Here is a 13,680-nt window from a genome sequence, read left to right on the forward strand (position 1 = left end):
CGCTTCGATATGCAGGCCATCCGGGCATCCTCACTTCACCTTCCGCGGCTAAACCCGGTCGCGCTGATCACACTGGCTGCTGCCAGCCTGATCGGCGCACCAGTCGCGATTGCGATCTTCACTGGCGTAATCGGCGGCGGCGGTGACGCGTGGATGCACATCGTGTCAACGCAACTGCTTGGCTACACGATGACGACGCTGGCCGTGATTGGTCTTACGGCTGCGCTGATCCTGTTGTTCGCGGTGCCAACGGCATGGTTTGTCAGCCTGAATGAGTTTCCCGGGCGCGGCTTTTTTGAATGGGCGCTCATCCTGCCGCTGGCAGCACCGGGCTATGTGCTCGCCTATGCATGGGCAGATGCGGCGGATGTCGCCGGGCCGATCCAATCTCTGCTGCGGGATGTGACTGGCCTGTCAGCGCGCGACTACTGGTTTCCGAGTGTCTATTCGGTTCCAGGCCTCTCCTTTGTGATGGCAAGCGCGCTCTTTCCCTATGCCTATCTGACCGCGCGGGCGGCGTTCTCCAATCTGTCTCTCTGCACAATGGAGGCTGCGCGTAGCCTAGGGGCCTCGCCGCGCAGGCTTTTCCTGCAGGTCGCCCTTCCAGCGGCGCGCCCGGCCATCTTTGCCGGGCTTGCCCTCGCCCTGATGGAAACGGCTGCCGACTACGGTGCGGCGAGCTATCTTGGCGTCCAGACGCTCAGCGTGGGCATCTTCCGCGCTTGGCACAGCTTCAGTGAGCCTGCGGTTGCGGCGCGCCTTGCCGTGCTCCTTATCATGATTGCCTTCGGCCTTCAGTTCATTGAGCGGATCGCTCGTGGGCGCGGCGGCATCCAGCAGACGGCCACGCGCTGGCGTACGCCTCGCCGCCAGAAACTTGGTGCGGTTGCGGGCTGGAGTGTGGCGGCGGGCTGCACGCTTGTCCTGCTGCTGAGTTTCGTAATCCCCGTCACGCGCCTCATCTGGGTTAGCGCCGAGACCGGCCTTGGACAGGGCCAGATTGTCCGGCCATTCCTCAATTCCCTGACGCTCGCCCTTGCTGGATCTGCGGCAGCATTTGTGCTGGCCCTCACCATCACGATCGGTGCCCGTCAGAACCGTTTCAGCCAGTTCATCGGCCGCTTTGCAGCAGGCGCTGGCTATGCCGCGCCGGGTATCGTGCTGGCGCTCGGGGCGCTTTTCATCCTCTCATGGACAGGTTTCTCCGTCGCCGGACCAGCTGCCCTCATCTTCCTTGTATGGATCTATGCGAGCCGCTTTACGGCAGCAGGCGCAGAGCCGCTGAATGCGGCCTTCTCACGCGCGCCAGCAAGCCTCGGCAATGCCTCGCGCAGCCTCGGCGCAAGCCGGTTCCAGCGCCTTGTACGTGTCGACCTGCCTGTGGCGATGTCGGGGGCGTCAGCGGCCGCAATCATCCTGTTTGTCGAGACGCTGAAGGAGTTGCCAGCCACACTCATGCTGCGTCCATTCAACTGGGACACGCTGGCGGTCCAGGCATTTGCCTATGCATCTGATGAGCGTCTCGCAGCTGCGACACTTCCATCGCTTCTCATCACCGCAGCGGGACTTGGCCCTGTTGTTCTCCTGTCATTGCAGCTAACACGTGCCGGTCAATCAAGGGCGGCTGGATGAGCAATCTTCAACCAATTCACGCGCGCGGCGTCACCCGCCGCTATGATGGCCGTGCGGTCGTGCAGGATGCGTCGCTGACCCTGCAACCCGGCAAGATCACGGCATTGCTCGGCCAGTCTGGCGCCGGCAAATCGACGCTGCTGCGCCTTTTTGCTGGTCTTGAGCCGGTCGACGCAGGCGAGATCCTGCACGGCGATATTCCTGTCTCGACGCTGTCCAAACATATGCCCGCAGAAGAGCGGCAGATCGGACTGATCTTTCAGGATTTCGCCCTGTTTCCGCACCTCAACGCCATCGACAATGTAGGATTTGGACTTAGCCGGCAAAGCAAGGACAAGCGCCGGGAAACGGCCCGTCACTGGCTCGATCGCCTTGGCCTCTCCCACCGGGCAAAAGCTTATCCGCATGAACTGTCTGGCGGTGAACAGCAACGCGTGTCCATCGCGCGTGCGCTCGCTGCGCAGCCCGTGGCAATCCTCATGGACGAGCCGTTTTCCGGTCTCGATGTCACACTAAAATCAGAAGTACGGCGCACAGCCCTCGCCGCGGTGGCCGAAGCAGGCATCCCTGCCCTCCTCGTTACCCATGATGCCTCTGAAGCGATGCGCGCGGCAGACCGTGTGGCGGTCATGTCTGACGGTGTAATCCTGCAGGAAGACACGCCAGAAGCACTCTACCTCAATCCGGTCAGCATGTCTGTTGCCCGCGCGCTCGGCCCTCTTCGGTCAGTCCGGCGCGGCGCGCTGCCAGAGAACTGGCAGGCAAAGGTGCCAGTCGCTGAAACATATTGCCTGCGTCCAGAGGCAGTCCGTCTCGACCCGGCTGGCGATGCCATGCTGGAAGTCATCGCCGCCCAGAGAACCTCCTCGCTCATTGAGATTGAACTCAAGCTCACTGAGACAGAGAGCATTCAAGCGCTAGCACTTGGGCCTTTCACACCGAGCGCGGGCGACAAGCTTGCCGTATCCCTCGCGCCTGAGTTTGTCTTCGCGGCGAAGTAGGTCGTCCCTGTCTGACATTTCAGTAAGCTGCGGTAACCGGCCTCGCCAAAGCCGTAATCATCCCATAGGCTTCACCCCTGAATAAGAGGCGAGGTTTCATGCCGACACATTTTCTGAAGGGCGCGCTTGTCGCAGCGCTCACCGCAGCTGCTGCAATGACGGCCTCTGCGCAGAGCCTGATCCGCGATGCTGAAATCGAAACCACGCTGCGCAACTGGACAGACCCGATCCTGGAAGTCGCAGGCCTCAAGCCTGAAGACGTTGGACTATACATCATCAACGATCCCGACCTGAACGCCTTCGTGGCGAACGGTCAGCGCATTCACCTTCATACAGGTCTGCTCATAGCCGCTGATACGCCGGGACAAATCAAGGGCGTGATCGCTCACGAGACCTGCCATATCGCGTGCGGGCACAGCATCTCGCGATCGCGCGCGGCCAATGTCGCTAGCCGTCCAGCACTTGTTTCGATCGGCCTCGGGGTGCTCGCAATGGCCGCCGGTGCAGGCGATGCAGGCGCAGCGCTGATCGCAAGTTCGCAGCAATTTGCTGCGCTCAACTTCTTCGTTCACACACGCGCTGAAGAGGCTACGGCTGACGCCGCCGCTGTGTCCTATCTTGCGCAGCTCGGCCAGTCGCCGCGTGGCATCGTGGACTTCTTCAACAAATACCGCGTTCAGGAAGTCCTCTCGGAATCGCGCCGCTATCCATACTTCCGCTCCCACCCGCTCGCCTCAGACCGGATCAGGACAACGCGGGCACTGGCTGAAGATACCGGCCTTATGGATGTCGAACCAGATCCACAAACGGTCCGCGAGTTTGATCTGATGCAGGCCAAGCTGATCGGCTTCCTGGAGCCGCTCGCCCGGGTCTACCAGAAATATCCACGCGGCGATGACAGCGAACCTGCAAGATACGCCCGCGCAATCGCTTCCATGCAGTCATCCGACATGTCGAGCGCGCTCACCGAAATCGATTCCCTTCTCGAGGAGTTTCCGGAGAATCCGTATTATTGGGAACTTAAAGGTCAGGCGCTGTTCGAGATGGGCCGCGCCGCCGAGTCGGTGGAGCCACATGCGAAATCGCTAGAGTACCTGCCAGGGCACCCGCTTCTCCTGATCAATTATGGCCGCTCTCTCATTGCCCGTGGTGAGGAAGGGGATCTGGAGGCCGGCGAAGAAGCCTTGCGTGATGCATTGATCAAGGAGCCGGACAATTCCTTTGCGTGGAACCAGCTTGCGTCAGCGCTGGAAAAGCAGGGACGGCGGGCAGAAGCAGAACTCGCGACCGCTGAGTCCGCCTACCATATCGGCGACTACCCACGCGCCCATATCTTTGCACGCCGCGCCATCGAGGACCTAGAAGAAGGCACCTCGCAGTCGCGCCGCGCCAACGATATCCGGAACGTCACAGACCCTGCCCTGCCAGAGAATCAGGACTATTGGCGTCGCCGCGGCTAGTCCGCCGATCACGTGATTGTCAGGTGCCGGTCTGCGGCCGTGTTGAGACAAACTCAATGAATCGCGGGTAACGACATCCACCGAACAGATTCGATACAGGACGAGACATGACCTTCAAACTGGCCCCGCTGGCCGCATTCTCCCTCCTCGCCTTCACCCCGGCCTGTGCGCAGCAGGACAGCGGCACCCCTCAAAATCGCGAAGAGATCGAAGAGATTGTGCGCGACTACATTCTGGAAAATCCGGAGATCATCGAGCAGGCCATCATCAAGCTTCAGCAGCGCGCGGAGGCCCAAGAGGCTGAGGTCTCCCGCCAGGCAATCGCGTCCGCCTCGGCGGACCTCTATGAGAGCGAAGCTGATTATTCCATCGGCCCTGATGATGCACCGGTGACCATGGTGGAGTTCTTCGACTATCGCTGCGGCTACTGCAAGCGCTCCATGGAATGGACGATGGACATTCCGGACGCCTATGACGGCAAGGTCCGCGTCATCTTCAAGGAATTCCCGATCCTCTCGCCCGAGAGCGAAAAAGCTGCCCTCGCGGCTCTCGCCGCGGGTGAGCAGGGCCTCTATGCCGAGATGCACCGCGAGCTTATGGAGCTCGACAATTCCAGCGGCTTCACGCCGGACGAAATCGATGCCGCCGCAGAGCGCGCTGGCGTCGACATCGCACGCATGCGCGCTGACATGGGCTCGGTCCGTCTTCAGAAAGTCGTCGCAGATAACAAGATGCTCGCCCGCAGGGTCGGCATTGACGGCACGCCGGCCTTCCTTGTTGGCGACCAGCTTGTTTCAGGTGCGAACCGGGCTGCTGTCACGCAGATGCTGGACGCCGCCGTCGAGCAGGCGAGCTAGGCTAGATCAGCCCCGCAAGTGGTGAGGATGGGTCAGCATAGCGCTTACGGCCCATCCGACCTGCCAGATAGGCTTCGCGACCAGCAATGACCGCGTGCTTCATGGCGCGTGCCATGCGGACAGGATCCTTGGCTTCAGCAATGGCGGTATTCATCAGGACGCCATCACAGCCAAGTTCCATCGCCATCGCCGCATCCGATGCGGTACCTACGCCTGCATCCACGATCACAGGCACGCGGGCCTGCTCTACGATGAGCCGGATGTTAAGCGGATTCTGGATCCCGAGACCCGACCCGATCAGCGAACCGAGCGGCATGATCGCGCAGCAGCCAGCCTCTTCGAGCTTGCGGGCATAAACCGGGTCATCAGAACAGTAGACCATGACCTGAAAGCCGTCCGCGATCAGCGCCTTGGCCGCGCTCAGCGTTTCTTCCATGTCCGGATAAAGCGTTTTCTGGTCTGACAGGACTTCGAGCTTTACGAGATCCCAGCCGCCGGCCTCACGTGCGAGGCGCAGTGTGCGCACGGCATCGTCAGCCGTAAAACAGCCAGCCGTGTTGGGCAGATAGGTATATTTGTCCGGCGATACATGGTCCTGCAGCCGGTCCTCATCCTTGTTGGAGAGATTCACGCGCCGCAGGGCGACCGTGACCATTTCCGCGCCAGCGGCCTCGGCGGCCTCAGCGTTCTGGGCGTAGGACTTGTACTTGCCTGTGCCGATAATGAGCCGCGATTTGAACTCGCGCCCGGCGATCTTGAGCGTGTCGTCTGTCATGGCCTGCTAGGTATGTGACAATCCCATCCAACGCTAGGGGGGATGGGTGTCAGAACTGGTATGCCGATCAGGAAAGACCGAACTTTGCGGGGTTTTCGCGTATATAGGCTTCCAGCTGCGGCAGGCCTTTCTTGAGGCCGGATTTCATCTGACCCGAAATGAGTGGCCCCAGAATGAAAGGAGCCTTTGCCCGGAAGCGCCAGTCGAGACGGCAACCGCCCGGCGTGTTCACCAGCTGATAGTCCTCGACACACGCCTTCAGGGGGAGCGTCGTCTTGTCGAAGCGGAATGCCATCCGCTTATTGTCTTCCCAAGCGAAAAAGACTTCCTCCACCGCCTGTTCTCCAATCCAGACCGTGCGCGTCGTTCCGACCTTGAAGGGCTGAGGCGAGGTCCATTCGACCTTCGTGATCGGCAGCCATTTCGTCCAGGTCTCACCGTCCAGCAGTGCGTTCCAGACAATCTCGCGAGGGAAAGGAAACTCATGGCGAACAAGCTTGGTTTTGGATGCGTCCGCGATGAACGCCTCGCCGACTTCCTCAAGCTTCTTCATTTTTTTCGCCATGACATGCTCCTGATTGTTCAGTTTACGGGGCTATCACCGCACTTGGGCGGCTAAAAGGCAGGCCGTTAGGGAAGGTCAGCCGCCGCCTACAAATTGCACGACTTCAAGCCTGTCACCCGGTTCCAGAACAGTCGAAGCGTGCAGAGATTTCGGTACGATCTCGCGATTGCGCTCAATGGCCATGCCGCGTGGATCGTCGGTCAGTTTTGCAACGAGATCAGACAGGCTCGCGCCATCCTCGATTTCGAATTCATCACCATTCACGAACACTTGCATCTGAAGCACTCCTCTCAGGATCAATGGCTTGCCTTGCCTTGGAAACGCGCGCAAACGGAAGCCATGACCAAGCCGATTTATGTCCTTAACGGACCTAATCTCAACCTTCTGGGCACACGTGAACCGGAAATCTATGGGCGCGAGACCCTCGCGGACATCGAATCACGTCTGCGCCAGAAAGCGGGCGATCAAGCGCTGGAGTTCCGTCAGACCAATAGCGAAGGCCAGCTGGTCGACTGGGTCCAGGAAGCCTCCCGTGAGGCAAGCTGCCTGATCCTCAATGCTGGGGCGTATACGCATACCTCTGTGGCGCTGCACGATGCCTTGCGCGCTTGCACCGCTCCTCTGATTGAGGTTCACCTGTCAAACCCGGCGGCGCGCGAAGCGTTTCGCCAGACAAATTATGTGGCTTCCGCAGCTATGGCTTCAATTGCAGGGCTAGGCCCTCATGGGTATGAAGTCGCACTCGAAGCTGCGATAAGAATGAAAGCTTGAGGACACGCAATCTGATGAGCACCGCAAAGAACAGCCTCGACACCGGCCTTGTCCGGGAACTTGCCGCCATCCTCCGGGATGCAGATCTTGGCGAGGTAGAAGTCGAGCATGAAGGCCTTCGCATCCGGGTCAGCAAGGCGAGCCCCATGCAGGCCGCCCCCGCCCCGGTCCAGTATGCCGCGCCCCCTGCCCCGGCTGCAGCACCTGCCGCACCGGCGGCGCCTTCGGCATCAGCACCACCTGAAACGGCAGCCCCTGTCTCTGTGAACGCCGTAACCAGCCCAATGGTCGGCACAGTCTACCTGTCGCCAGAGCCGGGCTCGAAAGCCTTCGTCCAGGTTGGTGACAAGGTGAAAAAGGGCGACACGCTGATGCTCGTCGAGGCCATGAAGACGTTTAACCCCGTCGAGGCACCGCAGGCCGGCACGGTGAAGGAAATCATCGTGCAGGACGCCCAGCCTGTGGAGTTCGGCGAACCGCTGATCGTCATCGAGTGAGGCTAGCGGCATGATCGAGAAAGTCCTTATCGCCAATCGCGGCGAAATCGCCCTGCGCATTCACCGGGCCTGTAAGGAAATGGGCATCGCGACCGTTGTCGTGCACTCAGAGGCCGACCGGGATGCAATGGCTGTCCGTCTCGCCGACGAGAGCGTCTGCATCGGCCCGGCGCCGTCTTCTGAAAGCTATTTGAAGAAGTCGCGCATTCTCGCCGCCGCAGAAATCACGAATGCTGATGCGATCCATCCGGGCTACGGCTTCCTCTCCGAGAACGCCCAGTTCGCGGAGATGGTCGAAGCGCATGGGCTGAAATTTATCGGTCCCAAGGCGCAGCACATCCGCACCATGGGCGACAAGATCGCTGCCAAGCAGGCAATGATCGACGCTGGCGTGCCTGTCGTGCCGGGCTCCGATGGCGGCGTGAACAGCATTGGCGACGCCAAGAAGATCGCCAAGAAGATCGGCTATCCGGTCCTGATCAAGGCAGCTGCAGGCGGCGGTGGCCGCGGCATGCGCGTCGCCAAGACCGAAAAGGAGCTGGAAAGCGCGATCCGCGCCGCGAAGACCGAGGCACGTTCTGCTTTCGGTGATGACGCGGTCTATCTCGAGAAATATCTCGGCACACCGCGCCATATCGAGATCCAGGTGATTGCCGACAGCCATGGCAATGTAGCCCACCTCTGGGAGCGCGACTGCTCGCTGCAACGCCGTCACCAGAAAGTGTTTGAGGAAGCGCCATCCCCAGCCCTCAACCAGGCACAGCGCGAAGAGATCGGTAACATCGTTGCCCGCGCAGTCGAGAAACTTGGCTATCTCGGCGCAGGCACGATGGAATTCCTCTATGAGGACGGCAACTTCTACTTCATCGAGATGAATACCCGTCTGCAGGTGGAGCATCCGGTGACAGAGATGATCACGGGCATCGACCTGGTGCGGGAACAGATTCGCATTGCCGATGGCAAGAAACTGTCTTTCACGCAGGAAGACGTCATGCTGGTTGGCCATGCCATCGAATGCCGGATCAATGCCGAACACCCTGAGACGTTCGCGCCGTCGCCTGGCACGATCACCGATTTCCACGCACCGGGCGGCCCCGATGTGCGGCTCGATAGCGCGGCCTATGCCGGCTACAAGATCCCGCCAAACTATGACAGCCTGATCGGCAAGCTGATCGTGCACGGCCGCACGCGCAACGAGTGCATCATGCGCCTTCGGCGTGCACTCGACGAAATGGTCGTTGGCGGCGTCAACACGACACTGCCGCTGCACCAGCGCCTCGTGGAAGCCCAGGACGTCGTGGACGGAAATTACGACATTCACTGGCTGGAGCGCTTCCTCGCAGCCAAATAGGCGGCCTCAACGAACGCTGGACACATGTCAGACCGGTTCAATGCGGACATGCTGCTCGACTGCTATCGGCAGGGCGTCTTTCCCATGGCTGATTCGCGCGAGGACATGAATCTGTTCCTGATCTCTCCCGAGATCAGGGGTGTTCTTCCGCTGGATGGGTTCCACGTGCCGCGGCGCCTGCGCAAGACGGTCCGCAAGGACCCTTACCGCGTCACGATCGACCAAGCCTTCAGCCGTGTCATGGAAGGCTGCGCGGAAGGCACGTCTGACCGGCCGACCACATGGATCAACGTGCCGATCCAGAACCTCTACAGCTCGCTCCACAAGCGCGGCTACGCCCACTCGGTTGAGTGCTGGGACGAGGATGGAGAGCTGGTAGGCGGGCTCTACGGCGTATCGCTAGGCGCGGCATTCTTTGGCGAGAGCATGTTTTCCCGCGCGACCGATGCGTCGAAGATCGCGCTGGTTCACCTCGTCGCGCGGCTAATCGCAGGCGGCTACGAATTGCTTGATGCGCAATTCCACAATCCGCATCTGGAGCAGTTCGGACTGATTGAGATGAAGAAGGCCGACTTCATGAAGCGTCTGGAGGCGGCGCTATCGCTTGAGGGCGACTTCTACTCGTCGGGCACGACCGGCGAAGACAGGCTTTCTGGCGAAGGCTGTCTGCACCTGATTACCCAGACGTCGTAGACAGGGTGTTCGAGCGCGCTGAGGCCAGGTGTCGACGCGAACATCCAGCCAGAGAAAAGCGGACCAGCCTCTTCCTCATCTTCGGTCTCAGTCACGGCGGGTGCGTCTGCCGGTGCCTCGACGTCGCTCGTCTCGGCGCGGACCTCAGACGCAAGGCGTGGCTCGGTAAGCGTATTGGTCTCAACATAGTCAGCTTCCACAATCTGAAGGAAAGCCGCGCTCTCTGGCGGCTCTTCAGGAGGGGTCTGGAAGCAGACCTTGAGATCGATTTCGAGGACACCAAAGACCACAGGCTCGCCAACCTCGATCTCGAAGTCGGCAGACCGTCCGGTAATCTTGTCCAGAGCGCGCAGCGTCGCCATCCGCTCCTGCGTATAGGTCGGGGCGCTACCCTCTTCCTCTTCTTCTTCCAACGGCTCTTCGTCTGAGGCCATTTCGGCGTCGGCGGAGCTTTCGTCAGCCATCATGTCTTCCTGCGCGGCAGCTCCGCTCAGGGTCAGCGCGGCAATGGCTGCGGTGCAGAAAAGGCGTTTCACTCTGTATCTCCTGCCGGTTCGTTCTCGGTCTCCGAGACAGAGCCATCCGAATCCGAAGATTCTGTGTCCATATCCGCGTCACCTTCAGGCGCCCCGGCATTGCTGCGACCGGAAGCCTGCGTGCCCATACCATCGTCATACGAGCCGGACGAAGACGAGCTGTCATCGCCGCCGCCGCTATTCGCAAAGGATGCCATCAGCGTCAGAAGGTCGACGCTGCCCTGCGTGTACAGTATTTCGCCGCAACCGCTCTCGCCGAAAAGCTCCTCGCCTTGAGGGCAAGGTTCGATCTGGCCAAAGCCGGATGCTGGCTCAAGATTGATGTAGTTGCCGCCCAGAAGACCTTCGGACTGAATGCGTGCGGTCGTGCCGTCGTCCAGCGGAACGAGGTCGCGGCTGATCGCGAGCGTCACGAGCGCTTCGGCACGCTCGGTGTTCAACCGGATATTCCGCACCGTGCCAACTTTCACGCCAGCCATGCTGACCTCGGTGCCAACATTGATACCCTTTGCGCTGTTGAAACGCGCGCCAAGCTCTACCGTGCCTGAGGAAGCCTCTGCGCGATCAGTGCCATTGCCGATGGCAAACCACATGAAGAAAGCGGCGACGCCCAGCACGAGCGCGCCGATAATTGTTTCGAGAATCGATTCACGCATCTGGGGTCCACGCCTCATAGTCAGCATCAGACTTGCGACGGTTTCCGCCTTCGCTGAGCGCACCCTTCGGGCGATAGGCAAACAGCGTGCCTGTCATGTTCGGCTTGTGATCGGTTTCCCAGGCGCGGCGATTGAGCGGCGCCTTGGTCGGCGGTTCATCCAGCGTGTGGTGAAGCCAGCCATGCCACTCCGCAGGCACTTTGGAAGGCTCTGCGAGGCCCTTATAGACGACATAACGGCGATTGCGGCGCTCGATAGAGACCTTGCGGTCCTCATAATACTTATTGCCGTAATCATCGGTGCCGACATAGTCGCTGCGGCGTTTGATGTCGAAGAGGCCGCCGAGCGTGACGCCATTCCACCAGGTGAAGAGTTTGAGCATATCGCGATCCTGAAACTTCTGTGCGCAATCTGGAATATGGAGCAGGTCCTGCGGCGAATCCAGTTATGGATCGGCTCACAATATCTGTAACGGGCCGTCAAGCCTTCTGCATCACCCATCAGGCGATGAAGAGGGCCGGCCGACACCGATGCGAGAGATAGACGATATGAGCCGACAGCAGCATGCAGACAAGGTCTTTGGTGATGCGATGCAGTCAGGACGCGTCAGTCCGGTCCTGCCTCTGGAAACGCTTGTCCTGCTGCCACAAAGGCGTTTTGCCGCAGATGGTACGGCTGCGCTACGCGAGGCGATGGATTCGCGCACAAGCGAGCGGCTCGAAAAGGAAGCACGGCTGGGTCTTGCTGATCTGGTCGAGCAACTGGGTGTTGCCCCGAAGAATGCAGAGCTGGCCGAAGCGCTGAATGCGGGCCTGCCAGCGCAGATGATCGAAGCGGGCATTACCCACCCCGAAGGTTTCCCGGGGCTCGAGCGCTGGCTGAGAAGCAGCGCCATGGCAGCAGACGAACAACTGCCCATCGGTCTCGAAGCGTCACAGTATCTGGATGTCCCCACATTGGCGGATCACGCCCTCGATGAAGGGATCAGCCTTAGTGTCTGGCCGGGCGCTGTCCCCTCTGGCGACATGCCAGCCTGCGCGGTGGACGTTTCAGCTTTCATCTCCGAGCAGGGCCTAGAAGCCAGCCTGCTGCATGACACGCTGTCGGCGCTTCCGCAGCTTGTACCGGAGGAGGCTGTGGTGGTCATCCTCCACGGTGTAGCGGCGGGCGCACTCGCCCTCGGCGCAACAGATGAGGCCTCGTTTGTTGAAAAAGGCCGCGCGCTTTGTGAGGCGCTCGCCTGTCTCGTATCGGGGTGGAAGCTCTCGGCTGAAACGGCAAAGCTTCTGGGCGCGAGCATAGATGATTTCAAACCTGTCAGCGGCTTGCGCCTCGCGGCCATGCCGCTGCGCGCAAGCGATGAGACGAAATTTGCGGCCACAAGCGACGGCTTGTCTGGCGAGATTGCACTTGTGCAGGCCGCAGAAGAAGCAGGTGCAAGCCCTTCGCCAGCCGCCATCACGGCGCTGCTGCGCCTCTCACCTAAAGCCGCAGACGAATTGCGCAGCGCGCTTGATGCGGGCTGTGACCTCGACAGGCTGGACGGCATCGACAGCGACGCGCTGAAGGCGCGCGGCTTCTCGGGCGAAGCGATCATCCGCGTGCGCAATGCGCTGAAGGAAGGCCTGCCACTTGGCGCGGCTTTCTCACGCTGGGTGCTGGGCGATGATGTCATCGCGTCGCGCCTCAAGCTTGCGCCTGAAAGCTTTGATACTGATGGGCGTCCCCTCCTCCGGATGATTGGCTTTTCGGATGACGAGATCGCCGCCGCAGATGCCGCCGTCAGTGCCGCTTCGGAGACGATCGCGCGCGAAGTGCTGCTCAAGCATGGCATCACACTGCCCGTTCCCCGCGCTTTCGAGTTCGCTGTCGCCGTGCCGCTGGCAGCCAGCGGCGCGCTGGTCTGCGTCGATGCAAGTGATTGGGAAGACCATGACGACCGCACCGCCGCCCTGGAGGCTGGCATCGCGCTTTATCTGCGCGCGCGGGACCGCAGCGAAGACGGCGCAGCATCTGATCGTATGAACGCGATCATGGAGCTTGCCGAAGACCTTCACGCCGAAGAGGCCCGGGCGATCACGCAGGAAGGCATCGGCGCGGATGGCCTCGACGCGACCGGCAAGCCTGCCCGCCGCACAAGACTGCCAGACCGCCGCAAAGGCTATATCCAGAAGTCGACCGTGGGCGGCCACAAGGTCTACCTGCACACAGGCGAGTTTGCAGACGGCGCACTCGGTGAGATCTTCATCGACATGCACAAGGAAGGCGCCGCTTTCCGGTCGCTGATGAATAATTTCGCCATCGCCGTGTCGCTCGGCCTGCAATATGGCGTGCCACTGGACGAATATGTCGACGCATTTGTCTTCACCCGGTTTGAGCCGGCGGGCGAGGTGACGGGCAATGACCGCATTACCAAGGCGACCTCGATCCTCGACTACATCTTCCGGGAGCTCGCCATCTCCTATCTGCGCCGAGATGACCTAGCTGAACTTGGCGACGATGTGAGCCATGACGGCCTTGGCCGTGGCCTCAAGGACGGTACGCGTGAAGGGCCGCAACCGCTGCCGGACGAAGCCGTGCAGTTCATCTCGCGCGGTTTCTCTCGCGGACAGCTACCGGACAATATCGTCATTCTTGAGCGCAAGCGCGCCGAACGCGACGAAGCAGCATCTGCCTCCGCCAGCGAAGAGGATGAGGACGAAGAGGACTATCTGGGCGATCCGTGCCCGAACTGTTCGAGCTTCACGCTGATGGCGACCGGCGACGAGCGTGTGGCCCATTGCGCAACGTGTAATGAGCCGACGCGGTCTGAATCCGGATTCAACTAAGTGGGGAATCTGGCAGCGCGATTGCGTGAGAGCCGGGTAAGTCTCATTCCCAGCTCCA

15 protein-coding genes are annotated in these 13,680 nt (G+C 60.8%); 9 read left to right on the plus strand and 6 right to left on the minus strand.

The genetic code is table 11. The features are described from left to right. Positions 1 to 9: 9 nt before the first annotated feature. The 4 genes from KUV46_14385 (at position 10) to KUV46_14400 (ending at position 4,950) form a co-directional block, all read left to right on the plus strand. Positions 10 to 1,632 (plus strand): iron ABC transporter permease, encoded by a 1,623-nt coding sequence (locus tag KUV46_14385; GenBank protein ID QYJ00504.1) that lies wholly within the window; start codon positions 10 to 12, stop codon positions 1,630 to 1,632. Then, a complete protein-coding gene (locus tag KUV46_14390; GenBank protein QYJ00505.1) occupies positions 1,629 to 2,633 on the plus strand; it encodes an ABC transporter ATP-binding protein in 1,005 nt (334 codons plus the stop codon). Before KUV46_14385 ends, KUV46_14390 begins: the two co-directional genes overlap by 4 nt. Positions 2,634 to 2,731: 98 nt before the next feature. Beyond that, on the plus strand, positions 2,732 to 4,093 hold the full coding sequence (locus KUV46_14395) for a M48 family metalloprotease (protein ID QYJ00506.1): 1,362 nt from the start codon (positions 2,732 to 2,734) through the stop codon (positions 4,091 to 4,093). A gap of 107 nt (positions 4,094 to 4,200) precedes the next feature. Beyond that, positions 4,201 to 4,950 (plus strand): thioredoxin domain-containing protein, encoded by a 750-nt coding sequence (locus KUV46_14400; protein ID QYJ00507.1) that lies wholly within the window; start codon positions 4,201 to 4,203, stop codon positions 4,948 to 4,950. Between the two features lies 1 nt (position 4,951). Here the strand turns inward: KUV46_14400 and KUV46_14405 are convergent, their stop codons facing one another. The 3 genes from KUV46_14405 to thiS form a co-directional block, all read right to left on the minus strand. After that, positions 4,952 to 5,725, minus strand: a complete 774-nt coding sequence (locus KUV46_14405) for a thiazole synthase (protein ID QYJ00508.1) — start codon at positions 5,723 to 5,725, stop codon at positions 4,952 to 4,954. A 67-nt stretch (positions 5,726 to 5,792) separates the two neighbouring features. Continuing rightward, positions 5,793 to 6,290: an SRPBCC family protein gene (locus KUV46_14410; GenBank protein QYJ00509.1), complete on the minus strand. Its 498-nt coding sequence runs from the start codon at positions 6,288 to 6,290 to the stop codon at positions 5,793 to 5,795. A gap of 75 nt (positions 6,291 to 6,365) precedes the next feature. Beyond that, complete coding sequence (gene thiS, locus KUV46_14415) at positions 6,366 to 6,566, minus strand: sulfur carrier protein ThiS (protein QYJ00510.1); 201 nt, start codon at positions 6,564 to 6,566, stop codon at positions 6,366 to 6,368. Between the two features lie 63 nt (positions 6,567 to 6,629). On the opposite strand from thiS, the gene KUV46_14420 reads away from it, so the two are divergent. Genes KUV46_14420 through aat form a run of 4 tightly spaced genes read left to right on the plus strand, consistent with a single transcriptional unit; the run spans position 6,630 to position 9,602 of the window. Further along, positions 6,630 to 7,061 (plus strand): 3-dehydroquinate dehydratase, encoded by a 432-nt coding sequence (locus KUV46_14420; protein QYJ00511.1) that lies wholly within the window; start codon positions 6,630 to 6,632, stop codon positions 7,059 to 7,061. A gap of 14 nt (positions 7,062 to 7,075) precedes the next feature. Next, positions 7,076 to 7,558: an acetyl-CoA carboxylase biotin carboxyl carrier protein gene (accB, locus tag KUV46_14425; protein ID QYJ00512.1), complete on the plus strand. Its 483-nt coding sequence runs from the start codon at positions 7,076 to 7,078 to the stop codon at positions 7,556 to 7,558. 10 nt (positions 7,559 to 7,568) lie between these two features. Further along, positions 7,569 to 8,909, plus strand: coding sequence for an acetyl-CoA carboxylase biotin carboxylase subunit (accC, locus tag KUV46_14430; GenBank protein ID QYJ00513.1), 1,341 nt, complete (start codon positions 7,569 to 7,571; stop codon positions 8,907 to 8,909). Positions 8,910 to 8,933: 24 nt separating this feature from the next. Continuing rightward, positions 8,934 to 9,602, plus strand: coding sequence for a leucyl/phenylalanyl-tRNA--protein transferase (aat, locus tag KUV46_14435; GenBank protein ID QYJ00514.1), 669 nt, complete (start codon positions 8,934 to 8,936; stop codon positions 9,600 to 9,602). Here aat and KUV46_14440 read toward each other — a convergent pair. The 3 genes from KUV46_14440 to KUV46_14450 are packed head-to-tail and all read right to left on the minus strand — an operon-like array spanning position 9,527 to position 11,176. Further along, on the minus strand, positions 9,527 to 10,138 hold the full coding sequence (locus tag KUV46_14440; GenBank protein QYJ00515.1) for a DUF2155 domain-containing protein: 612 nt from the start codon (positions 10,136 to 10,138) through the stop codon (positions 9,527 to 9,529). The two genes, aat and KUV46_14440, sit on opposite strands and share 76 nt — an antisense overlap. Continuing rightward, on the minus strand, positions 10,135 to 10,794 hold the full coding sequence (locus KUV46_14445) for an MlaD family protein (protein ID QYJ00516.1): 660 nt from the start codon (positions 10,792 to 10,794) through the stop codon (positions 10,135 to 10,137). The genes KUV46_14440 and KUV46_14445 overlap by 4 nt, the downstream gene beginning before the upstream one ends. Further along, positions 10,787 to 11,176, minus strand: coding sequence for an NADH:ubiquinone oxidoreductase subunit NDUFA12 (locus KUV46_14450; GenBank protein ID QYJ00517.1), 390 nt, complete (start codon positions 11,174 to 11,176; stop codon positions 10,787 to 10,789). The genes KUV46_14445 and KUV46_14450 overlap by 8 nt, the downstream gene beginning before the upstream one ends. A gap of 166 nt (positions 11,177 to 11,342) precedes the next feature. Here KUV46_14450 and KUV46_14455 point away from each other — a divergent pair, with 166 nt between their 5' ends. After that, positions 11,343 to 13,622, plus strand: coding sequence for a hypothetical protein (locus KUV46_14455; GenBank protein QYJ00518.1), 2,280 nt, complete (start codon positions 11,343 to 11,345; stop codon positions 13,620 to 13,622). Positions 13,623 to 13,680 lie beyond the last annotated feature (58 nt).

This window comes from Thalassovita mediterranea (assembly GCA_019448215.1).
Taxonomy (GTDB): domain Bacteria; phylum Pseudomonadota; class Alphaproteobacteria; order Caulobacterales; family Hyphomonadaceae; genus Henriciella.